A 22,606-nucleotide genomic window follows, 5' to 3' on the forward strand; every position below is an offset into this window, starting at 1 on the left:
CTTTTTTCAGCCTACTTTCCGTAAGCTGGTTTCTCGTCAATTTTTTTAGCAAATGTCATCTTATAAGTTACGTTTATTATCATAAGCTTACCTCATCTTTCATTTGGTAAAGCCATTATAAAAAGGAAAGCTTAAGCTTTCCTTGTAGAAATCTTTCATAAACCTTAATCAAAGTTACCTTTGTCTTTGAGATTTTGAGTGATGATTTGCCATTGTGGTTCTTGGCGCCAATTTGGATTTGAAACGATCTGGCTGGCAACTCGCCTAGCTTCTTCTAAAATATTATAGTCTTCCACAATATCTGCTACTTGAAATTCTGGAATTCCCGATTGACGCGTTCCGAAAATCTCACCTGAACCACGCATTTTAAGGTCAGCTTCAGCCAGTACAAAACCATCTGTGGTTTCGGTCATGATTTTCATGCGTTTTTTTCCTGTCTCAGTCTTTGGATTAGCAACCAAAATCGCATAAGATTGCTTATCACCACGCCCAACACGTCCGCGCAGCTGATGCAGCTGACTAAGTCCAAAACGATCAGCATCCATGATAATCATAATGGTTGCATTTGGCACATTGACTCCAACTTCAATCACTGTCGTTGAGACCAAAACTTGACTCTTTTGAGCTTTAAAGTCTTGCATGATAGCTTCTTTTTCTTCATTTTTCATGCGTCCGTGCATCAAGGCAACATTGGCACAATCCGCAAAATACTCAGACAAATCTTCATGCAAAGCAATCGCATTTTTCAGATCAAGAGATTCAGATTCCTCAATCAAAGGTGAAATAACATAGGCTTGCGCACCTTTTTGCAATTCTTTTTTGACCCAGTCAAGGACAACATCCAACTGCTCATGCTTGACCCAACGTGTGATAATTGGTTTTCGCCCTGCAGGCAATTCATCAATAATGGAAACATCCATTTCACCAAAAGCAGTAATGGCAAGCGTACGTGGAATAGGCGTCGCTGTCATCATAAGCACATCAGGATTTTCGCCTTTTTCACGGAAAATACGACGTTGATTAACCCCAAAACGGTGCTGCTCATCTGTAATAACAAGTCCAAGACGATGGTAGCTCACCGCATCTTGAATCAGCGCATGCGTTCCCACAATCATGTCCACAGAACCATCCGCAATCGCAGCAAGAGCGGCTTTTTTATTAGCTGCCTTCATACCTGATGTCAAAATAGCAATGGATAAATCAGGAAACAGCTGCGTTAAACTCTCAAAATGTTGTTCAGCCAAGATTTCTGTTGGCACCATCAAGGCTGACTGATAACCTGCCGTATAAGCCGCATACATAGCAAGACTTGCAACCACTGTTTTACCAGAACCAACGTCCCCTTGCAAAAGACGGTTCATATGTCCACCAGAGCGCATATCAGACAAAACATCACTAAGGCTGTGCTTTTGCCCACCCGTCAAATCAAAAGGGAGACTCGCTATTTTATCAGTCACTTTTTGCTCATCGTAAGCAATCATAAGACCATTGGCTTCTGATTTATTATCTGCCTTCAAAGCTTGCAGATTCATTTGAAAATAAAAAAGTTCTTCAAACTTTATACGACGAAGGGCTTGTTTGTATTCTGCTAAATCCTTTGGAAAATGCATGGCTTCTGTTGCTCTTGCTCGACCTAATAAACGGTATTTGTCCAAGAAAACTTGGGGCAGATTCTCAGGCAACCAATTTTGTGCACCTAGAGCAAAAGCGGCTTTTATAGCTTTAATCAAAGCATTTTGCGAAATACCCTGCGCCACACGGTAAACAGGCTGCATATCATCTTCAACCTGCGCTAAAATTTTCATACCAGTCACTGCTGATTTTAGAGCATCCCATTTTCCGAAAATGGCTACATCACTGCCAAGTTCCACTTTATCCGCCAAATAAGGCTGATTGAAAAAAGACACCGCGATAACGGCTTCGCCTTGTTTGATTTTAAAAGACAGGCGATTACGCTTATAGCCATAATATTGGACATTTGCTGGCGTTACCACTGTTCCGACAATAACAGCTTTTTCCCCGTCAACTAAATCTAAAACACTCTTGCTCTTAAAATCTTCATAACGAAAAGGATAATAAAGCAGCAAATCCTCAATCGTATAAATATCTAATTTATGGAATTTTTCTGCCGACTTAGGACCTAAGCCTTTTAATTCCTCAATTGATGATTGTAAATTCATAAGACCTCACTTTGCTACTATTATAACAAAAAATAGATTCTAAATCGCCGTAAGAAAATCACGACAATCTAGAATCCTTTTTATCTTATTTTGAATAGAAACGTGGGATACGGTCACTTAGAAGACAAAGCACTTCATAATTGATAGTACCACGTTTTTGAGCCAAATCAGTAGCTGAAATAACCTTGTCACCTTCTTGACCAATCAAAGTTACTTTAGTTCCGATTGGGAATTTTTCTGGTAAGCGAATAGTGATTTGGTCCATTGACACGCGCCCAACGATTTCACAAAATTGTCCATTCACAAGAACTGAGAAGCCTTGCAAATCACGAGTCCATCCATCAGCATAACCAATTGGAACAGTCGCAATATATTCTTCTTTTTGAGCAGTGTAAGTTGCACCGTAACCAACAGTCGCACCAGCAGGAATTGTTTTCACGTGAACAAGAGCTGATTCCAAGCCTAGAGCTGGTTTAATCGGATATGGAAGAGCAATATCTGTTCCACTTGGATTCAATCCGTACATCACGATACCAAGACGAACGATATTGAAGATTGTTTCGCTGTGCCAGATACTTGTTGCTGAGTTACTAGCATGAACAAGAGCAGGTTTTTCACTCAAGTTATTAACAATATTTGTGAAGAATGCCAATTGTTCGTTAAATTTAGTGTCATCAGCTTCATCGGCTGTAGCAAAGTGAGTGAAGATACCTTCCACATTAGCACCAGCTTTTTTCAAGTTAGCCATTAAGCTTTCAGCTTCTTCAAGACTACGCACACCAATACGTCCCATACCAGAATCAACTTTCAAATGAACGTTAACCCCTTTAAGACTGATGTCTTGCTCATTTGCCAAATCAAGCCATTCTTGACTAGCCACTGTTAAGGTAATGTCATAATCACGCGCTAGAGCAACTTCATTAGGCATAATAACACCTAAGATTAAGATTGTTTCTTCAATACCTGCTTCACGAAGTTCAAGAGCTTCATCGACATTTGACACACAAAAACCGTCAACTAAGTGATGCACTGCTTGCGCAACCTTTTTAGCACCATGTCCATAAGCATTAGCTTTAACAACCGCAAAGGCTTTTTTCCCTTCTGGAATATTAGCTTTAACCGCCTCAATATTGTCACAAATAGCCCCTAAATCAATTAAGGCTCTTGTTGGTCGGTGTAAACTTGAAATCATTTTTTCTCCTCCAAAGCTAGTAAAAAATTTCTCGATTAATCCTACTTTTCATTTTTCAAAAAATTTGTTACTCATCATCTTCTAAGATAACACTGGCTTGCACAAGATTCCCCGTATGAGAAAGTGAGATAAAGCATTTACCAGTAAAAGGTGACTGGGTAATCTCAGGCGCACCTAGCTGGTTATTCAAGATTTCAATATCTTGAAAACCAAGTGTCCCAATTCCAGTTCCCATAGCCTTAGCAAAAGCTTCTTTTGCAGCCCAACGTCCTGCCAAAAATTCCATTTGCCTTTTCTCAGCCTTAAAACCTAAAAAAACTTGAAATTCTTTTTCTGTCAGCACGCGCTTTGCAAATCTATTATTCTTCTCATACGCTCGCTTGATTGCATCTATTTCTTGCAAGTCAATGCCATGACCAATAATCATACGTCTCCTTTGTGAAAAACGATTTTAAACCAAATCAAAACTCTTATCAGCTTAATCGCTTAATGATTTCCAAAACTAAGGAGCTGAGAAAAATCCCCAGCCCCATAGGTTATTCAATTAATTAGAATAGCAATTCCTCATAAGAATCATGACTTAAGGTTGCATGGATTTCACGAATCAATTTTTCAGTTTTATCCCATCCTAGACATGGGTCTGTGATCGATTTTCCAAATACCTCTGGTGTATCTTGGCGACCATCTTCCAAGTAAGATTCAATCATGAATCCACGTACATACTTGTTAATTTTATCACTCCAGTCGCGATTAATCAATGTTTGACGTACAATACGGATTTGTTCAAGATATTGTTTACCAGAATTGTCATGGTTCGTATCGATAACGATAAATGGATTTTCAAGTCCCATTTTTTCGTAATGAGCAATTGCTTTCAACAAGTCGTCATAATAGTAGTTTGGCACATTTTCGCCATGCTCAGTTAGTGCACCACGAAGAATCGCATGCGCCAATGGATTACCATCAGTTTCAACTTCTGCATTATGGTAGATGAAGTTTTGTTTATTTTGTGCAGCATAAATACCGTTAAACATCACATTCAAATTACCAGATGTTGGATTTTTCATTCCTGCAGGGGCATCAATTCCAGAGGCAACAAAGCGGTGCTCTTGGTCTTCAACCGAACGAGCTCCAATAGCATGATATGACACCAAATCATCTACCAAGGTAAGGTTATCAGGATACAACATCTCATCTGCAGTCGTCAAACCAGTTTCTGTGATGACACGATAATGCAAATGACGAACAGCAGCAACACCATTAATCAAATCTGGAAGTTTTGACGTATCAGGCTGATGCATCAATCCTTTATAACCATCACCATTTGTACGCGGTTTTGCTGTATAAACACGCATAACAATGAAAATCTTATCTTTCACTTCTTCTTGAAGTTTCGCTAAACGATGAGCGTATTCAAGTACAGCATCTTCATTATCAGACGAGCATGGACCGATGACCAAGAGAATACGGTCATCTTCACCTTTGATGATTTTTGCCAATTCCGCATCACGCGCTTTTTTCTTAGCAAGAAAATCACCTTCTAGTTTTGATAGTTCTTTGACTTGTGCAATATCAATTGTTGCACTCTTTTGATGTATTCCCATAAATTATTTACCTAGTGTATCGTAAATTTCGTGAACAAGTTTTTCGGTATTGTCCCAACCAAGACATGGGTCTGTGATTGATTTACCAAAGACTTCAGGTTTGTCTTGACGTCCGTCTTCCAAGTATGATTCAATCATGAAACCACGAACGTATTTGTTGATTTTTTCATTCCAATCACGGTTAATCAATGTTTGACGGACAATACGAACTTGTTCTAAATATTGTTTTCCTGAGTTGTCATGGTTCGTATCGATAACGATAAATGGATTTTCAAGTCCCATTTTTTCGTATTGTTCGATAGTATCGATGACATTATCGTAGTAATAGTTTGGTACATTTTTACCGTATTCGTTAAGTGCACCACGAAGGATAGCATGTGCAAATGGATTACCAGATGTTTCTACTTCTTCACCGTTAAACAAGAATGATTGTTTATTTTGAGCGGCATAGATACCGTTAAACATCACATTCAAGTTACCTGAAGTAGGATTTTTCATCCCTGTTGGGACACTAATGCCTGAAGCAACAAAGCGGTGTTGTTGGTCTTCAACTGAACGCGCACCAACAGCAATATAAGAAACCAAATCATCTACCAATGGAAGATTTTCTGGATAAAGCATTTCATCTGCTGTTGTTAAGCCAGTCTCTGAAATCACACGATAGTGAAGGTGACGAACGGCTTTAATACCGTTAATCAAGCTTGGTGCTTCTGATGTATCAGGTTGGTGCATCAAACCTTTATAACCATCACCATTCGTACGTGGTTTTGCTGTGTAGACACGCATTACCATAAAGACACGGTCTTTAACTTCTTCTTGAAGTTTTGCCAAACGACGAGCGTATTCAAGCACAGCATCTTCATTATCAGATGAGCAAGGGCCGATAACCAAAAGAACTCGGTCATCTTCACCTTTAATGATAGCTTCTAATTCGCGATCACGAGCTTCTTTTTTAGCTAGAACGTCACCAGTTAATTTTGATTCTTCTTTAAGAGCATCGAAATTAATCTTTTTACTTGTTGCTTTAAATGACATATATTTTCCCTCTCCTGAAATTAGTTAAGATTTCATCTATTATACCATTTTCAAGAGGTTTTTCAATAAATTGTCAGAATTTTCTGTTGTCTTTTTTAAAAATGTTTACGACCGTGGCAATTTTTGAATTTTTTACCTGATCCACATGGGCACAAATCGTTACGTTTAACGTTAGAGTAATCGATATCAGATTGTGCTTGAACATGTTGAGCAGAGATATTCTTTTCAGCCATAGTTGTCGCACGTTCAGTTGAGCGTTCACGTTCTTGTTGGTGAATTTGTGCTTTCATCATTGTACGTGTCACGTCAAATTCAATAGCACCAATCATAGCTTGGAACATACGGAAACCTTCTGATTGGTATTCAACAACAGGGTTATTTTGAGCGTATCCACGCAAACCAACAGATTGACGCAATTGATCAAGCGCATCGATGTGATCTGTCCACTTGTTATCCACAACCATCAAAATCAAAACTTTTTGGAATTCTTTAACAGCTTCTTCATCGTGAAGTTTAGCGATTTGAGCATCGTAAACTGCCAAAGCACGTTTGTAAAGTTCTTCTTTGATTTCTTCAAAATCTAGATTTTCAAGGTCAGCTAGTTTGATAGAATCTTCCGCAACCAAGTTTGATTTAGCAAAATTCAAGATAGCCTTGATACCTTCTTCGCGGTCTGCACGGCTGTGAGCATCAACAGCACGATTAATTGTACGTTTAATCATTGCTTTAATTTCAGGTGCCAAATCACGGTCTGCTGTGATAACATCGTGACGTTCAGCATAAATGATTTCACGCTGTTCACGCATCACATCATCGTATTGAAGGACTTGTTTACGCATATCGTAGTTGTTACCTTCAACACGTTTTTGAGCTGATTCCACTTGACGTGTCAACATCTTAGATTTGATAACAGCTTCTTCTTCATCAAGGTTCATGCGATCAAGGAATGCTTTGATACGGTCTGAACCGAAACGACGCATCAAATCATCTTCAAGTGATAGATAGAATTGTGACTCACCTGGGTCACCTTGACGACCTGCACGTCCACGAAGCTGATTATCAATACGGCGGCTTTCGTGACGTTCTGTACCAATGACACAAAGGCCACCAAGTTCACGAACCCCTTCACCAAGTTTGATATCTGTACCACGACCAGCCATGTTGGTTGCGATTGTAACCGCACCGCGTTGACCAGCGTTCATAATAATTTGCGCTTCTTTAAAGTGATTTTTAGCATTCAAAACTTCGTGTGGAATACCAGCTTCAACCAATTTTTTAGAAATAAGGTCTGATGTTTCAACGGCAACCGTACCAACCAAGACAGGTTGACCTTTAGCATGACGACGTTTAACATCTTCCACCACTGCTCGGAATTTAGAAGCAAGTGTTGGATACAACAAATCTGGATGGTCAATACGTGCTACTGGTCGGTTTGTTGGAATTGGAATAATGCGCATGTTGTAAACTTCACGGAATTCCTCTTCTTCAGTTTTCGCTGTACCAGTCATACCTGCCAATTTTTTGTACATACGGAACATATTTTGGTAAGTAATTGAGGCACTTGTCTTAGATTCTTCCTGAATGCGCACGCCTTCTTTAGCTTCAATGGCTTGGTGCAAGCCATCAGAGAAGCGACGACCTTCCATTGTACGTCCTGTAAATTGATCGACAATCAAGATTTCACCATTTTCACTAACCACATAATCAATGTCCAAAAGCATAATGTAGTTTGCACGAAGGGCATTGTCAATGTAGTGTGTTAAGGCAACATTTTCCAAATCGTAAAGATTTTCTAAGCGGAAATATTCCTCAGCTTTGTCGATACCACTATCAGTTAGACCGATTGTCTTTGTTGGTACATCGATGACGTAATCAACACTTTCAAGAGTCTTAACGAATTTATCAGCACGAACGTAAAGTTGGCTTGTTTCTGAAGTTACTTGACCTGAAACAATCAAAGGTGTTCTCGCTTCATCAATCAAAACTGAGTCAACTTCATCGACCAAAGCAAAGTTTAGTGGACGTTGAACCATATCTTCTTGACGAACAACCATGTTATCACGAAGGTAGTCAAAACCGATTTCTGAGTTTGTAGAATAAGTGATATCACAGTTGTAGGCTTCACGTTTTTCATATGGTGATTTTGCAGACAAGTTGATCCCTACGGAAAGTCCCAACCAGCTGTAGACTTCACCCATTTCAGTTGCGTCACGTGTTGCAAGGTATTCGTTAACCGTGATAACGTGAACCCCTTCACCAGCAAGGGCGTTAAGGTAAACTGGCATAGTCGCAGTCAATGTTTTACCTTCACCAGTACGCATTTCTGGCACGTCACCATTGTGCATTACAATACCACCCATGATTTGGACACGGTATGGATAAAGACCAAGAACACGTTTAGCCGCTTCACGAACAACCGCAAAAGCTTCTGGCAATAATTGATCTAAGGTTTCACCATTTTGATATCGTTGTTGAAACTCTGGTGTTTTTGCTTTTAATTCTTCGTCAGACAAAGCAGCCATCGCATCAGCGTATGACTCAACTTTCTTTGCAATTTTTTCTAATTTTCTTAATTCGCCTTTATCGTTTTCGATAACAGTTCGTAGAATATTTGCCATCCCAATTCCTTTCGATAAACTTATCATCACATTTTATCATAAAAAGCGCTCTATTACAAGAATACGCTACCATTGCAGCACTCTTCTACAAGCGATAAAAATGCCTTGATATTTTAGTTTTTTATTAATATCATTCTTAGTATTTTCTGAGTATTTCACCTGCTACGATTATACTCTTTTTTCACCTTAACAACAAGAAAGCACTGTAATTCACAAGGATTTGTCAGTGTAAAAAAAGATTGAAGAATCGTCCCAAAAGGACTTTTCCTCAATCTCGCTAACATTTTGTTAATCAAGCGATTAACGTTCTGAAACTTTCTTAGCCAAAGCAAAGTTACCAAGAGTTGCAGAACCATTTTCAGCAACACCTGGTGTCACGATATATTCTGTAACATCTGGAACTGGGACATAATCGTTCATCAAAGCTTTAAATTTATCACGAACACGTTTTAACATGTGCTCTTGTGCCATAACACCACCACCAAAGACAATCACTTCTGGACGATAAAGAAGTGTTGCTTGAACAGCAGCTTGCGCAATGTAGTAAGCTTGAACATCCCAAACATCAGAGTTAAGTTCAATCAGTTCACCACGGATACCTGTACGTGCTTCAAGTGACGGACCTGCTGCCATACCTTCCAAGCAACCTTTGTGGAATGGGCAAACACCGTTGAAGTTTTTAGCAACATCTTGTGGGTGTGGAGCAACATACACGTGACCTGCTTCTGTGTGACCAAGACCACCGATAAATTGACCGTTTTGAATAGCTCCAGCACCAATACCAGTACCGATTGTGTAATAAACAAGGCTCTTAACACCTTTACGGACGATTGTTTCACCGTAAGCAGAGCTATTTACGTCAGTTGTAAAGTAAAATGGCACTTTAAAGTGTTTTGAAATCAAGCCAACCAAGTCAACATTAGCCCAATGTGGTTTTGGAGTTGTTGTGATGTAACCATAAGTTTTTGAATTTTCATCAACATCAATTGGCCCAAATGAACCAATAGCAATTCCTGCCAAATCTTCTTCAAAACGTTTGAAGAATGCTACTGTTTTATCAATTGTTTCATAAGGTGTTGTTGTTGGAAATTGAACTTTTTCTACAACTTGAAAATTCTCATCACCAACAGCACAAACAAATTTTGTTCCACCTGCTTCGACACTACCGTATAATTTAGTCATGTTATCTCCCTTTTAATTGCTAGTTTTCTATCAAATATTATACAAAAAAACAAAAGATATATCAAGTACAAAAGTGGCAGAAACCCTATTGTATCAATATTTAACTCCATATAAAAAGAGGTCCTTTCGAACCTCTTAAATTATAGATATATACTTATTTAAGATCTAGCAATGCAGCACCTTCAGCAAGTTCACCTTGAGCAACTGGTGTTACTTCTTGGTAGTCAGCTGTGTTTGTCACGATAATCATTGTTGTATCATCAAGACCTGCTCCTGCAATAGCTGCGCGGTCAAATGTTCCAAGAACATCACCTTTTTTAACTTTTTGGTTAGCAGCAACTTTTTGGTTAAATCCTTTACCAGCCATTGAGACAGTATCAATACCGATGTGGATAAGGATTTCAGCACCATTGTCAGATTTCAAACCATAAGCATGACCTGTTTCAAAAGCAAGTTGAACAGTACCATCAACTGGTGAGTAAACTGTGTCACCGTTTGGTTTAATAGCGATACCTTTACCCATAGCACCTGATGAGAAGACTGGGTCATTAACTGCAGAAAGTTCAACAGCTTGGCCTGAAAGTGGGCTTACAACTGTTTCTTCAGAAACACCAGCTTGAGAAAGTGCAGTAACTTCTTCAGCTACTTCTTTTGCTTCTTTAGCAGCTTTAACGTCTTTTGTATCATCTTCGTAACCGAACATGTAAGTCAATACAAAGGCAAGAGCTGTAGTTGCAAGAACCATGATGACATATTTAAGAACTTGACCATTCAAGTAAAGAAGAGTACCAGGGATAATTGTAATACCAAAACCAGTACCAGCAAGGTTGAAGATTGAAGCCAACCAACCACCACAAGCACCAGCCGCAAGACCTAATACAAATGGTTTACCAAAACGTAAGTTTACACCGAAGATAGCTGGTTCAGTGATACCAAGTCCTGCAGAAAGAGCAGCTGGGAAAGCAAGAGCTTTAAGTTTAGCATCTTTTGTTTTAACACCAACAGCAAGAGTTGCACCAGCTTGGGCAGTCATTGCAGCTGTGATGATAGCGTTGAATGGGTCTTTACCATCAGCAGCAATCAATTGTGATTCAAGCAAGTTGAAGATGTGGTGAACACCTGTAACCACGATAACTTGGTGAATACCACCAAGAATAAGACCAGAAAGACCAAATGGCAAGCTAAGCAAGAATTTAGTTCCTGCAAGAACATAGTTTTCAACAGTATGGAAAACTGGACCAATGACAAAGAGTGCCAAGATTGACATTACCAAGAATGTCAAGAATGGAACCAACAAGAGGTCAAGCACATCTGGAATTTTTTTGTGCAACCATTTTTCAAGTTTCGCACCAAGCAAACCTACGAAGAATGCTGGAAGAACTGAGTTTTGGTAACCAACAACTGGAATGAATCCAAAGAAGTTAATTGGTTCTGCAGCTTTTGAGGCAACATCCCAAGCATTTGGAAGTGAGTTGTTAACCATCATAAGTCCAAGAACAAGACCTACGATTGGACTTCCACCAAATACGTTAAATGCAGACCAGCAAATCAAAGCTGGGAAGAATGCAAAGGCTGTATCTGTTAATACAACAGTGTATGTGTAGAAGTTTGTAGATGAGAATGCTTCAGAAGTTGTTCCGAAGAGTCCTAGGATTGTATCATTGTTGATAGCTCCGCGGATACCCATGAAAAGACCAGTCGCTACGATAGCTGGAAGCAATGGAACAAATACGTCACCGAATGAACGGACAGCGCGTTGGAACCAGTTTCCTTGTTTAGCAGCTTCTGCTTTTTGTTCATCTTTTGAAGCTGTTGGCAAACCAAGAGCAACAACTTCATCGTACATTTTGTTAACTAGACCAGTACCAAAGATAATTTGGTATTGTCCTGAGTTGAAGAAAGCTCCTTGAACTTTGTCAAGATTTTCAATTTTGTCTTTGTCGATTTTTGCTTCATCAACAACCATAACACGTAAACGTGTGGCACAGTGAGCGACACTGCGTACGTTTTCGCGGCCACCTAAAGCAGCAACAATCTCTTTTGCAATCTGTGCGTTATCCATTTGCAAAAACTCCTTTATATAAAATTACTTTTGTAAGCTTGGTTGTAAGCGTTTCACTTAACTACATTTACATTTTATCATAAAAACGCTTTATGTCAAGCGTTTATCATATTTTTTTCTTTTTGCGGGAAAATAATTGATTTTTAGGCGGAAAACGTTTACTATATTAATAGTAGATAGATAAACTAAAGGAGAAAATTATGAATTTACCTCAAGAAGTACGATACCGTGCTTACGCTGATTGGAGCGAGGAAGAGGTGGCTAAAATCACTGAAAATGTGAAAAAATCACCTTGGCATACCAGCTACCACATCGAGCCTAAAACTGGACTATTAAATGACCCTAACGGTTTCTCATACTTTAACGGCAAATATACATTGTTCTATCAAAATTGGCCTTTTGGCGCTGCTCACGGCCTAAAACAATGGGTTCACACTGAATCTGAAGACTTGGTTCATTTCCATGAAACTAATGTAGAACTTCGCCCTGACACTAAAAACGATAGCCACGGAGCTTACTCTGGTTCTGCCTATGAAATCAATGACAAACTCTTCTTGTTCTATACAGGAAATGTTCGTGACGAAAACTGGGTACGTGACCCACTTCAAATCGGTGCTTGGATGGATAAAGACCACAATATTACAAAAATGGATAATGTCCTTATCCGCCAACCTGAAGATGCCACAGAGCACTTCCGTGACCCTCAAATTTTCAATTATAAAGGTCAATTCTACGCTATCGTAGGTGCTCAAAGCCCTGAAAAATCAGGCTTTATTAAACTTTATAAAGCAGTTGATAACAATGTTGAAAACTGGGAAGAAGTTGGCAAACTCGACTTCGGCGGTACTGGTTCAGAGTACATGATTGAATGTCCAAACCTTGTTTTTGTTGATGATAAACCAGTTCTTCTTTACTGCCCACAAGGCCTTGATAAATCTGAACTTGATTACCGCAACATTTATCCAAATACTTATAAAGTATGTCAATCGTTTGACACAGAACATGCAAAATTAGTTGGCGCTTCAGACATTCAAAACCTTGACTATGGTTTTGAAGCCTATGCTACTCAAGGATTCAATGCCCCTGACGGGCGCACATTAGTTGTCAGCTGGATTGGACTTCCTGATGTTGATTACCCAACAGATAAATACGATTACCAAGGTGCTCTAAGTCTTGTTAAAGAACTTTCTATTAAAGATGGTAAACTTTACCAATACCCAGTTGAAGCAATCACTTCACTTCGTGCTGACTCTGAAGCATTTGCTAATAAATCTGAGACAACTAATACTTATGAATTAGAATTAAATTTCCCTGCAAATCAAAAATCTGAAATCCTTCTCTTTGCTGATGACAAAGGCAATGGACTCAGCTTGACGGTCGATACTAAAGACGGTAAAATTATTCTTGACCGCAGTAAAGCTGGTGTTCAATACGCTACAGAATTTGGCACAAGCCGTGAATGCACAATCAATGCAAAAGAAACAAGTGCTAATATTTTTGTAGATAATTCAGTCGTTGAAATCTTTATCAATAAAGGAGAAAAAGTATTTACTAGCCGTGTCTTCCCAGAAGCTGGCCAAAACGGCATCGCTATTAAATCTGGAGACGTTACTGGTACATACTTTGATTTGAAGTACTAATATGGTAGCAAAATTAACTGACGTTGCTGAACTTGCTGGGGTTAGCCCAACAACCGTTTCACGCGTTATCAACAACAAAGGTTATTTGTCAGAAAAGACAAAACAAAAAGTCCAAGAAGCCATGAGAACATTAGGCTATAAGCCTAATAACCTTGCTCGTGGACTCCAAGGAAAATCAGCCCAACTCATCGGACTTATCTTTCCTAATATTAGCAATATCTTTTATTCTGAACTGATTGAATATCTTGAAATCGAACTATTCAAACATGGTTATAAAACGATTATCTGCAACAGTGAAAATGACCCTGCCAAGGAACGTGAATACATCGAGATGCTTGAAGCTAACCAAGTTGACGGTATCATTTCATCAAGTCACAACCTTGGTATCGATGATTACGAACGCGTCAGTGCACCTATTATTGCTTTTGATAGAAACCTGGCCCCAAATGTTCCTATCATTGCTTCAGATAACTTTGAAGGAGGTAAGCTAGCTGCTCGTACCCTTCAAAAAAATGGTTGCGAAAATATCATTATGATTACTGGACACGATAACACTGATTCTCCAACCGAATTACGTGCCCTTGGTTTTACATTTCAAATTCCTCACGGTGAAGTTTTCAAAGTTCCTAACAACTTATCCACAATTCGCCGTGAAATGGAAATCAAATCCATCATTGCACGAACTAGACCTGATGGTATCTTTGTTTCCGATGATTTAACAGCCATTTTAACCATGAAAATTGCTAAACAATTAGATTTAAAAATCCCTGAAGATTTGAAAATTATCGGGTACGATGGTACGTCATTTATTGAGAACTTCTTCCCACAATTGACAACCATCCGTCAACCAATCGATGAAATCGCTAGTCTACTTGTGGATATTCTCCTAAAACGCATCAAAGGCGAAAAGACAAGCAAAGACTATATCCTACCAATTTCACTTCTTCCTGGTAGCAGTATCTAATAAACACAAAAGCACAGGCATTTATGTCTGTGCTTTTTAGGTACAAAAAAGAGAGATGACAAGCATCTCTCTTTCATTTATTATTCAGTAACAAACTGACTCAACAATCCATTGACGAATTTTGCTGATGTTTCGTCTGAATACTTTTTAGCAATTTCAATGATTTCATTAACCGCTACACGTCCAGGTGTTTCTTCGAAGTATTTCACTTCGTAAAGCCCTAAACGAAGTAAAGCTTTGTCAGTTAGTGTTAAACGCTCTAGTGACCAGCCTGATTTTAAGTGTGCTTCGATTTGTTGATCAAGTTCTGATTGCAAATCACAAACACCTTTAACAAGATTTAGAAGAAATACTGGAACTTGAACTTCTTCGTCTTCTTCGACAGTCTTATCATAAGTGTAAGCAAATTCAGCTGCTTGCAAATATTCTCCACCAAATTCGAGGCTAAAGAGTGCCTGGAAGGCACGCTCACGAAGGTCACGTCTTGAATTTGTAAAGTTATTAGTCATCCAAGAAATCCTCGTCAAACAATGCTTTCAAATCAGGTTTTGGTGTTTTTTCAGGAACGATTCCTTCAACGTGAATGTTGACAGATGAAATAGTCACTTCTGCCATTTCGTAAACTGCAGCTTTAACAGCTTTTTGGATAGCCATTGAAACAGCAGGAACGTTGACACCGTATTGAAGATATACATAGATATCAGCGTTAACTGTACCATCTTCTTCTGTTTGAAGGTAAACACCTTTACCTAAAACTGTTTTGCTGAAAGTATCAGTCATGGCTTTGTTACGAAGTGAGTGAACGCCATCAACTTTTGTTGCAGCAATACCTGTGATAACTTCTAGTACTCGTGGTGAAATAACAATATCACCGATATTTTCAGTTGTCATAAGCATTTCCTTTCTAATTAAATTTAAGGATTAAAAAGTAAAGAGAGCGGTACCCTCTCTACCCGCTCTACTGGCAAGCTTAGGCACGTGATACGTAAGTACCTTCTTGCGTATTGATTACCAATTTTTGACCGATTTCGATAAAGTCTGGTACGTTAACAACAAGACCTGTTTCAAGAGTTGCAGGTTTACCAGAACCAGTAACTGTAGCACCTTTGATTGATGGTTGAGTATCAGTAACTGTCAATTCAACAGTTGTAGGAACAGTTACACCGATAACTTCAGTTCCGTAGAATTGGATTTTAACTTCTGAGTTTTCAAGAATGTAAAGCAATTCTTGTTCTACGTTAGCAACTGGAATTTCATATTGTTCGTAGCTTTCAGTATCCATGAAGTATGCTGTGTCATCCATTTTGTAAAGGTATTGTGCAGCACGTGTTTCGATGATTGCTTGTTCGAATTTTTCTTCTGGACGGTAAGTTGTATCGAATGTTGAACCAGTACGTACGTCACGAAGTTTCATACGCATAACTGTGTTACCTTTACCTGGTTTGTGGTGGCTTGCTTCGAGAACTTTGATGAGTTTTCCATCAGATGTTACGAAAGTCATACCTGCTCTAAGCTTACTTGCTTCAATCATTTATTCATTACCTCTTATAAATTATTTATCACTTCATTTTACCATAAAATACGCTATGGCTCAAATCTTTTTGGGTTTCAAAAGAATAACCCTCTCCTACTATTTTAGACTTCATTGTTAAAAAAATCCAATTTTGATACAATAAAACTCTAGAAATTTATTAAAAAGGGAGATTTACTGAATATGAAAGCGAAACTTGAGAGCCCAGAGGGAGAGATTAAAGAAGTTAAAGTTGGTTTCAGCTGGACAACGCTATTCTTTTATTGCTTTGTGCCACTTTTTCGTAAAGATTGGAAATGGCTTGGCATTATGTTTGGAGCAATGATTTTAGGGGGAATGCTCTCACTAAGTCTCAATGTCGATACTAGCATCGGTCTTGGCTTAAACATTGCTTTTGCTATTTTATACAACAACTTTTACATCAATGATTTGTTAAAAAAAGGTTGGACGCCAGCTTCCGAAATTGACGAAAAAATTCTAAAAGATAAATTGAACTAAAAAGACTAAAAGAGCACTTCTTTTGAGTGCTCTTTTTATTAGTCATCAAAATCATCCATGCCAAGTCTCACTTCTGGGACATCGTGCTGAACGCATTCGACACCTTTTTGTTTCATCAATTCGATAGCAAATGGATGCATGCGGTAAGCTGTTTTGTAAGTAATCTTCTTAATCCCTGCCTGAAGAAGCGCTTTGGTACAGTTGATACACGGAAAATGTGTCACGTAAATTTCTGTGCCTTTGGTTGAGATACCTTCCTTAGCACACTGGATAAGGGCATTCATTTCTGCGTGAACGGTACGGATACAATGACCGTCTTCCATTTTATGTCCTGCTTCGCTACAGTTATCAGTTTCAGAAACACCACCATTGTAACCAGTGGCGATGATACGATTATCTTTAACCAAAACAGCTCCGACAAAGGCACGATCACAAGTTGAGCGTTTTGAAATTAACTCCGCATTTGCCATAAAATAATCTTCCCAAGAAAGTCTTTCAGTCATTGTTTTCCTCCTTTTCTAAACGCTTAGTTATTACAAGACAATCAATTCTTTCGGTGCCAAGGTCAGAACCTCGCACCCTTTTTCAGTGACCACAAGGTCATCTTCGATACGAACACCGTATTTGTTATCAAGGTAAATTCCTGGTTCATCGGTGATGGTCATGCCGACTTCAACCAATTCATCAGAATTTCCAAAGAATGGGATTTCGTGAATATCAAGTCCAATTCCATGACCAATTCCGTGTGTGAAGTGCTCACCATAACCAGCTTTTTCAATCACATCACGCGCTAGCTTATCATAATCACGGCGTGTCATACCAGCTTTGACCGAATCAATCACAGCTTGATTAGCGCGCAAAACCACATCATAAATCTCACGTTCTTCGTCAGTCGTCTCACCGATATGGATGGTACGCGTCATGTCGCTGACATAATGATTGTAGTAGCAACCAAAATCGAGGGTCAAGGTTTCGCCTGACTGGATAACTTTCTCACTGGCTACGCCGTGAGGCATAGCAGAGCGGTAACCTGATGCTGCAATGGTTTCAAAAGATACCCCAGAAGCTCCGTACTCCCGCATACGAAAATCAAGGAAGTTTGCTACTTGCAATTCTGTTGTTTGTCCAGGTTTGATGAAATCAAGCATGTCTGTAAAGGCACGGTCAGAAATCGAACAAGCTTTTCGGATGGTCGCAATTTCAGAAGCATCTTTAATCATGCGTAATTCTTCCATGAAATTCGTCGTAGCTACCAAATCATAACCTGCAAACACACCCTGCAAAATCTGATAATAAGCAAATGACACCTGACTATCAAAACCAATCGTCGAAATCGCATCAGACGCAATCGCCTTAGCAATTTCAGAAAGTGCATCTCTGCTTTCGATGATATCAAATCCTTGAACCGTTTGCTTAGCAATCAAAGTGTAGCGAGCATCCGTTACGAACAAACGACGTGTTTTGGAAATAAAGACAGTTGCTGCTGTCCCCCAAAAACCTGTCAAATAATAAATATTATTTTGACCAGTCACCAACATGGCGTCCAGCTCTTTTTCATCTAACTTAGCATCAAATCTTTTCAGTCTTGCTAACATGAACCTCTCCCTCTCTCGTTTTTTAAAATAATTATACCAGAAAATCCTTGAAACAATCGCCTTTTTCACGTTTTTTCACAAAATACTTAGCTGGTAAATCAATTTTATCGTAAAAAAAGAACCATCAGGTTCTTTTAAGTTATTAAATTTGCTTTTTTGATGAACAAAATACTTAGAATAACCAGGCTTAAGCCGTAAATAAAATAAAGCGATTGGTAGCTTTGAAGACCCAGAAATTGAATGATTAGTAAAACAGCGATGCTTAGCAGATTGACCACAGTCGTCATACTGACCACCCATTTTTCAGCATGGCTGCTTTGTAAAAGCATTTTTGAACTTTCATAAAGTGGTGTTGCAATCATCACAAGCATCGTGAAGGCAGTCATCGGGATGATATTCCTATCGATTTGACTTGATAGGAAATTGGCAAAAACATTAGCACAAAGCGTCACTATCACAGCAAATCCAAAACTCATTAGATAACTATTTCGATAAATTACGCGCATAAATGACTTATTTTCATGCTTTTGACTAGCCTGCGGCAAAAAGACAGAAACCGCACCAGCATACATATAAGCAGGCAAACGCACCATTGAAAAGAGCTGACTAATCACTGCATAGATAGAAAGTATTTTTAGGCCTTGACGTCCCATCAAAGCATCAAAAGCCATGATAAAAAGGACACTTTCTAAAATTTCTTGAATGGTTAAAGGAATCCCAAAAAGAATTAACTCTTTTTTACAAGTTGACTGAGATTTCAAAGCCTCAAAAATCACATCATGAACTAAATAAAAATAAGCCAAAACCACTAAAAACAAAGAAGTTATAGCAGAAATCGCTGCGCCCTTCACTCCAAAAAATGGAACCAAATAGTAATTCATCACCACATCAAGCAGCGAGCTAACAAGCCCAATCCAAAAAATCGGCTTGGTTTTCTTTTCAACTTTTAAAACATTTGTCAACAAAAATGTTAACAAGGTCAGAAGAATATACGGTGACATAATCGCCAGATAAACCGCCGATAAGTCGAGTAAATCACCTGTGAAGCCATAGAATAGTTGGAGAAAAAGCTTTCCAAAAACTAGACACAAGACCATAAATAAAAGACCAATTAGCATATCCAAAAGCAATGATGATTTCAACAAATCTTTAAAACGCTTCTTGTCATTTTCTGCAAAAGCACGCGCCCCTTTAATATTAAACGATAAACTAAAAGCGCCTAAAATCCCACCAAAGGCAAATAAGAAATTTTGAATCACCGAGATTCCAGAAAGGGCAACACTGGAATCATTAACCGCAAAATGCAGTGACAATTGATTAATCAAAAGCTGTGCAATATTGGTCGCAATCAATGGAAAAACATAGCGATTAACTTCTTTTGAATAAGACATAAATCCTCCAATAAATCTCAACAGCAGCAAAACTGCGCCGTTCCCCATAAATTGGCTCCATTATAGCACAAAAACCAGGCAAGATAACTTACCTGGGCATATTTTATTTCAATTTATCTTTTAAATATTGTCCTGTGAAGGATTCTTTGACTTTGGCGACTTCTTCTGGTGTGCCTGTGGCAACGATTTGTCCGCCACCGACACCGCCTTCTGGTCCAAGGTCGATAATATAGTCAGCTGTCTTAATCACATCAAGATTGTGTTCAATGACAAGCACAGTATTTCCATCATCCACGAAACGTTGAAGGACTTTAAGCAGACGAGCAATGTCATCTGTGTGAAGACCTGTCGTTGGTTCATCAAGGATATAAAGACTCTTACCAGTTGAGCGTTTGTGAAGTTCACTAGCCAATTTCATACGCTGTGCTTCACCACCAGAAAGGGTTGTTGCTGGTTGTCCAAGTGTGACATAACCAAGTCCAACGTCTTTGATAGTTTGCAATTTGCGTGCGATTTTAGGGATTGGTGCAAAGAATTCAACCGCATCATTAACTGTCATATCGAGAATTTCAGCGATATTTTTATCTTTGTAATGAACTTCAAGCGTTTCACTGTTATAACGTGTGCCATGACAAACTTCACAAGGTACATACACATCTGGCAAGAAGTGCATTTCAATCTTGATAATACCATCACCAGAACAAGCCTCACAACGTCCGCCTTTGACGTTAAATGAGAAACGTCCTTTTTTGTAACCACGAATCTTAGCTTCATTGGTCTTAGCAAAAAGGTCACGAATGTCATCAAAGACACCTGTATAAGTTGCAGGATTTGAACGTGGAGTACGACCGATTGGACTTTGGTCAATATCAATCAAGCGTTCAATGTTTTCAATACCTTCAAGTGCTTTGTGCTTACCAGGTTTAGCAGAATTGCGATTTAATTTTTGAGCAACAGCTTTTTTCAAAATACTGTTAACCAAAGTTGATTTACCAGAACCAGACACACCTGTGACTGCAATAAATTTTCCAAGTGGGAAAGTCACGTCAATATTTTGCAAGTTGTTTTCGCAAGCACCAAGAACACGTAGGAAACGTCCATTACCTTTACGACGTTCTAGTGGCACAGGAATTTCTTTGGCACCTGATAGATATTGCCCTGTGATTGATTTTTTGTTCTTAGCAACTTCTTCTGGCGTTCCTGAAGCGACGATTTGCCCACCAAATTCACCAGCTCCTGGTCCGACATCAATCAACCAATCAGCTTGACGCATAGTGTCTTCGTCGTGTTCAACGACAATTAAGGTATTTCCGAGATCACGCATTTTCTTCAAACTATCAATCAAACGGTCATTGTCGCGTTGATGAAGCCCAATTGACGGTTCATCAAGGATATAAAGGACACCAGACAAGTTTGAACCAATTTGTGTCGCCAAGCGAATACGTTGACTTTCACCACCAGACAAAGTCCCCGCAGAACGTGATAAGGTCAAGTAATTCAAGCCAACATTGTTAAGGAAAGTCAAACGGTCTTTGATTTCCTTAACGATTGGTGTGGCAATCGTTTTTTCATTTTCAGAAAGTTCTAGATGATTCAAGAGTTCCAAATGGTCAGCAACTGACAAATCAGACACTTGCCCAATATTCAAACCATTTTCACCACCCACACGAACGCAGAGCGCTTGATTATTCAAACGGTAACCATGACAAGTTGGGCATGGCAATTCATTCATGTAACCGCGCATGACATTGCGGGTAAAATCACTGTTTGTCTCGTGGTAACGACGATTGATATTGTTGACAACACCTTCAAATGGAAGGTCAATATTGCGTTCGCCACCAAAATCATTGACATAGTGGAAATGGAATTCACGCTCACCAGAACCGTAAAGCACAAGATTTTGCTCTTCTTCAGTCAAGTCTTCAAAAGGTGTATCCATATCAACACCAAAAGCTTCCATAGCTTGCTCAAGCATAGCAGGATAATAGTTTGATGAGATTGGATTCCATGGTGCTAGCGCACCTTCACGAAGAGTCTTACTACGGTCAGGAATCACCAAATCCAAGTCGACTTCCAATTTATTTCCTAATCCATCACAAGTTGGGCATGAGCCAAACGGCGCATTAAACGAGAACAAGCGTGGTTCCAATTCAGGAACGGTAAATCCACAAACCGGACATGAATAATGTTCTGAGAAAAGCAATTCATTGCCATCCATAGTGTCGATGATAACATAACCATCTGCCAAACGAAGGGCTGCTTCCACAGAATCAAAAAGACGTGAACGAATGCCCTCTTTATTAATCAAACGGTCCACGACAATCTCGATGTTGTGCATTTTACTCTTAGACAACTCCGGAACTTCTGAAATATCAAAAATGTCACCATCCACGCGTACACGTACATAACCATCTTTTTGAATGCGATCAAAAATCGTCTTGTGTTGACCTTTTTTGCGACGCACAACAGGCGCTAAAATTTGCATTCTTGTGCGCTCAGGCAATTCCAATACCTTATCAACAATCTGTTCAACAGATGATGCCGTAATAGCACCGTGCCCATTAATACAGTAAGGCGTCCCCACACGAGCGTACAAAAGGCGCAGATAATCATTGATTTCTGTCGTTGTTCCTACAGTAGAGCGCGGGTTTTTACTTGTTGTTTTTTGGTCAATGGAAATAGCTGGGCTAAGACCTTCAATCGAATCCACATCTGGTTTTTCCATATTACCAAGAAACATGCGGGCATAAGCAGATAAGCTTTCAACGTAACGACGTTGCCCTTCTGCGTAAATCGTATCAAATGCCAAACTTGATTTTCCTGAACCAGACAAACCAGTCACAACGACCAACTTATCCCGAGGAATTTCAACATTGACATTTTTCAAATTGTGGGCTCGAGCCCCACGAATAATCAATTTATCTTGCATAATCTATGAGATAAGCTAAGCTTGACACTAGGCCACGCTTAGCTTTCCATCCTTTCTTTGCGAGTACATTTTCTTCTTATTTTATTATAACAAATTTTCTACTTTTCTCTGTCCCCAAAAACTGCTAATTGTAGTATAATAGACTAGTATGTAGAATTTTGTCTAAAAAGAGATTATTTTACAAC

The 22,606-nt window shown here is 39.1% G+C and carries 18 protein-coding genes; 3 read left to right on the forward strand and 15 right to left on the reverse strand.

Translation table 11 applies throughout. From position 1 onward, the window contains the following. Nucleotides 1-164 precede the first annotated feature (164 nt). The 8 genes from recG to SFC32_RS01560 form a co-directional block, all read right to left on the reverse strand. The gene (gene recG / locus SFC32_RS01525) at nt 165-2,180 is read right to left on the reverse strand and encodes an ATP-dependent DNA helicase RecG (RefSeq protein ID WP_411049667.1); all 2,016 of its coding nucleotides are present in this window, start codon (nt 2,178-2,180) and stop codon (nt 165-167) included. Nucleotides 2,181-2,265: 85 nt separating this feature from the next. Continuing rightward, complete coding sequence (gene alr / locus SFC32_RS01530) at nt 2,266-3,372, reverse strand: alanine racemase (protein WP_039696340.1); 1,107 nt, start codon at nt 3,370-3,372, stop codon at nt 2,266-2,268. Between the two features lie 67 nt (nt 3,373-3,439). Next, nucleotides 3,440-3,799 (reverse strand): holo-ACP synthase, encoded by a 360-nt coding sequence (acpS, locus tag SFC32_RS01535; RefSeq protein ID WP_074564362.1) that lies wholly within the window; start codon nt 3,797-3,799, stop codon nt 3,440-3,442. Between the two features lie 121 nt (nt 3,800-3,920). Then, on the reverse strand, nt 3,921-4,976 hold the full coding sequence (locus SFC32_RS01540; protein WP_157629354.1) for a 3-deoxy-7-phosphoheptulonate synthase: 1,056 nt from the start codon (nt 4,974-4,976) through the stop codon (nt 3,921-3,923). A 3-nt stretch (nt 4,977-4,979) separates the two neighbouring features. Further along, nucleotides 4,980-6,011 (reverse strand): 3-deoxy-7-phosphoheptulonate synthase, encoded by a 1,032-nt coding sequence (locus tag SFC32_RS01545; protein ID WP_074564363.1) that lies wholly within the window; start codon nt 6,009-6,011, stop codon nt 4,980-4,982. A 95-nt stretch (nt 6,012-6,106) separates the two neighbouring features. Then, nucleotides 6,107-8,629 carry a preprotein translocase subunit SecA gene (gene secA / locus SFC32_RS01550; protein ID WP_039696336.1) on the reverse strand — a complete coding sequence of 841 codons (2,523 nt, stop codon included), beginning with the start codon at nt 8,627-8,629 and terminating at the stop codon, nt 6,107-6,109. A 300-nt stretch (nt 8,630-8,929) separates the two neighbouring features. After that, complete coding sequence (gene scrK / locus SFC32_RS01555) at nt 8,930-9,811, reverse strand: fructokinase ScrK (protein ID WP_074560855.1); 882 nt, start codon at nt 9,809-9,811, stop codon at nt 8,930-8,932. Nucleotides 9,812-9,965: 154 nt separating this feature from the next. After that, a complete protein-coding gene (locus SFC32_RS01560; RefSeq protein ID WP_411049668.1) occupies nt 9,966-11,873 on the reverse strand; it encodes a sucrose-specific PTS transporter subunit IIBC in 1,908 nt (635 codons plus the stop codon). A gap of 200 nt (nt 11,874-12,073) precedes the next feature. Between SFC32_RS01560 and SFC32_RS01565 the strand changes: the two genes are divergently transcribed. After that, nucleotides 12,074-13,513: a sucrose-6-phosphate hydrolase gene (locus SFC32_RS01565; RefSeq protein WP_411049669.1), complete on the forward strand. Its 1,440-nt coding sequence runs from the start codon at nt 12,074-12,076 to the stop codon at nt 13,511-13,513. 1 nt (nt 13,514) lies between these two features. Next, the gene (locus tag SFC32_RS01570) at nt 13,515-14,477 is read left to right on the forward strand and encodes a LacI family DNA-binding transcriptional regulator (protein ID WP_074564370.1); all 963 of its coding nucleotides are present in this window, start codon (nt 13,515-13,517) and stop codon (nt 14,475-14,477) included. An 80-nt stretch (nt 14,478-14,557) separates the two neighbouring features. On the opposite strand, the gene nusB is transcribed toward SFC32_RS01570, so the two are convergent. The 3 genes from nusB to efp all read right to left on the reverse strand — a co-directional run bounded on the left by nusB (nt 14,558) and on the right by efp (nt 16,008). Then, on the reverse strand, nt 14,558-14,986 hold the full coding sequence (gene nusB, locus SFC32_RS01575; protein ID WP_006531995.1) for a transcription antitermination factor NusB: 429 nt from the start codon (nt 14,984-14,986) through the stop codon (nt 14,558-14,560). After that, a complete protein-coding gene (locus SFC32_RS01580) occupies nt 14,979-15,368 on the reverse strand; it encodes an Asp23/Gls24 family envelope stress response protein (RefSeq protein WP_014335250.1) in 390 nt (129 codons plus the stop codon). Before SFC32_RS01580 ends, nusB begins: the two co-directional genes overlap by 8 nt. 79 nt (nt 15,369-15,447) lie before the next feature. Further along, nucleotides 15,448-16,008 (reverse strand): elongation factor P, encoded by a 561-nt coding sequence (gene efp, locus SFC32_RS01585; RefSeq protein WP_074560860.1) that lies wholly within the window; start codon nt 16,006-16,008, stop codon nt 15,448-15,450. Nucleotides 16,009-16,191: 183 nt separating this feature from the next. Here efp and SFC32_RS01590 point away from each other — a divergent pair, with 183 nt between their 5' ends. After that, nucleotides 16,192-16,506, forward strand: coding sequence for a hypothetical protein (locus SFC32_RS01590; protein WP_411049670.1), 315 nt, complete (start codon nt 16,192-16,194; stop codon nt 16,504-16,506). Nucleotides 16,507-16,544: 38 nt separating this feature from the next. Here SFC32_RS01590 and SFC32_RS01595 read toward each other — a convergent pair whose 3' ends face one another. The 4 genes from SFC32_RS01595 to uvrA all read right to left on the reverse strand — a co-directional run bounded on the left by SFC32_RS01595 (nt 16,545) and on the right by uvrA (nt 22,421). After that, a complete protein-coding gene (locus SFC32_RS01595) occupies nt 16,545-17,009 on the reverse strand; it encodes a deoxycytidylate deaminase (protein ID WP_006531991.1) in 465 nt (154 codons plus the stop codon). 30 nt (nt 17,010-17,039) lie between these two features. Then, entirely contained in the window at nt 17,040-18,101 is a 1,062-nt protein-coding gene (locus tag SFC32_RS01600; RefSeq protein WP_411049671.1) for a M24 family metallopeptidase, read from the reverse strand. Nucleotides 18,102-18,235: 134 nt separating this feature from the next. After that, complete coding sequence (locus SFC32_RS01605; protein ID WP_411049672.1) at nt 18,236-19,492, reverse strand: MATE family efflux transporter; 1,257 nt, start codon at nt 19,490-19,492, stop codon at nt 18,236-18,238. 103 nt (nt 19,493-19,595) lie between these two features. Beyond that, nucleotides 19,596-22,421 (reverse strand): excinuclease ABC subunit UvrA, encoded by a 2,826-nt coding sequence (uvrA, locus tag SFC32_RS01610; RefSeq protein WP_411049673.1) that lies wholly within the window; start codon nt 22,419-22,421, stop codon nt 19,596-19,598. Nucleotides 22,422-22,606 lie beyond the last annotated feature (185 nt).

This window comes from Streptococcus sp. TATVAM-FAB8, assembly GCF_046592795.1.
Lineage (GTDB): Bacteria > Bacillota > Bacilli > Lactobacillales > Streptococcaceae > Streptococcus > Streptococcus ruminicola.

Bases quoted from the DNA above. Each gene is read 5' to 3' on its own strand.
- recG (WP_411049667.1), bottom strand. From the start codon at position 2,180: ATGAATTTACAATCATCAATTGAGGAATTAAAAGGCTTAGGTCCTAAG.
- alr (WP_039696340.1), bottom strand. From the start codon at position 3,372: ATGATTTCAAGTTTACACCGACCAACAAGAGCCTTAATTGATTTAGGG.
- acpS (WP_074564362.1), bottom strand. From the start codon at position 3,799: ATGATTATTGGTCATGGCATTGACTTGCAAGAAATAGATGCAATCAAG.
- SFC32_RS01540 (WP_157629354.1), bottom strand. From the start codon at position 4,976: ATGGGAATACATCAAAAGAGTGCAACAATTGATATTGCACAAGTCAAA.
- SFC32_RS01545 (WP_074564363.1), bottom strand. From the start codon at position 6,011: ATGTCATTTAAAGCAACAAGTAAAAAGATTAATTTCGATGCTCTTAAA.
- secA (WP_039696336.1), bottom strand. From the start codon at position 8,629: ATGGCAAATATTCTACGAACTGTTATCGAAAACGATAAAGGCGAATTA.
- scrK (WP_074560855.1), bottom strand. From the start codon at position 9,811: ATGACTAAATTATACGGTAGTGTCGAAGCAGGTGGAACAAAATTTGTT.
- SFC32_RS01560 (WP_411049668.1), bottom strand. From the start codon at position 11,873: ATGGATAACGCACAGATTGCAAAAGAGATTGTTGCTGCTTTAGGTGGC.
- SFC32_RS01565 (WP_411049669.1), top strand. From the start codon at position 12,074: ATGAATTTACCTCAAGAAGTACGATACCGTGCTTACGCTGATTGGAGC.
- SFC32_RS01570 (WP_074564370.1), top strand. From the start codon at position 13,515: ATGGTAGCAAAATTAACTGACGTTGCTGAACTTGCTGGGGTTAGCCCA.
- nusB (WP_006531995.1), bottom strand. From the start codon at position 14,986: ATGACTAATAACTTTACAAATTCAAGACGTGACCTTCGTGAGCGTGCC.
- SFC32_RS01580 (WP_014335250.1), bottom strand. From the start codon at position 15,368: ATGACAACTGAAAATATCGGTGATATTGTTATTTCACCACGAGTACTA.
- efp (WP_074560860.1), bottom strand. From the start codon at position 16,008: ATGATTGAAGCAAGTAAGCTTAGAGCAGGTATGACTTTCGTAACATCT.
- SFC32_RS01590 (WP_411049670.1), top strand. From the start codon at position 16,192: ATGAAAGCGAAACTTGAGAGCCCAGAGGGAGAGATTAAAGAAGTTAAA.
- SFC32_RS01595 (WP_006531991.1), bottom strand. From the start codon at position 17,009: ATGACTGAAAGACTTTCTTGGGAAGATTATTTTATGGCAAATGCGGAG.
- SFC32_RS01600 (WP_411049671.1), bottom strand. From the start codon at position 18,101: ATGTTAGCAAGACTGAAAAGATTTGATGCTAAGTTAGATGAAAAAGAG.
- SFC32_RS01605 (WP_411049672.1), bottom strand. From the start codon at position 19,492: ATGTCTTATTCAAAAGAAGTTAATCGCTATGTTTTTCCATTGATTGCG.
- uvrA (WP_411049673.1), bottom strand. From the start codon at position 22,421: ATGCAAGATAAATTGATTATTCGTGGGGCTCGAGCCCACAATTTGAAA.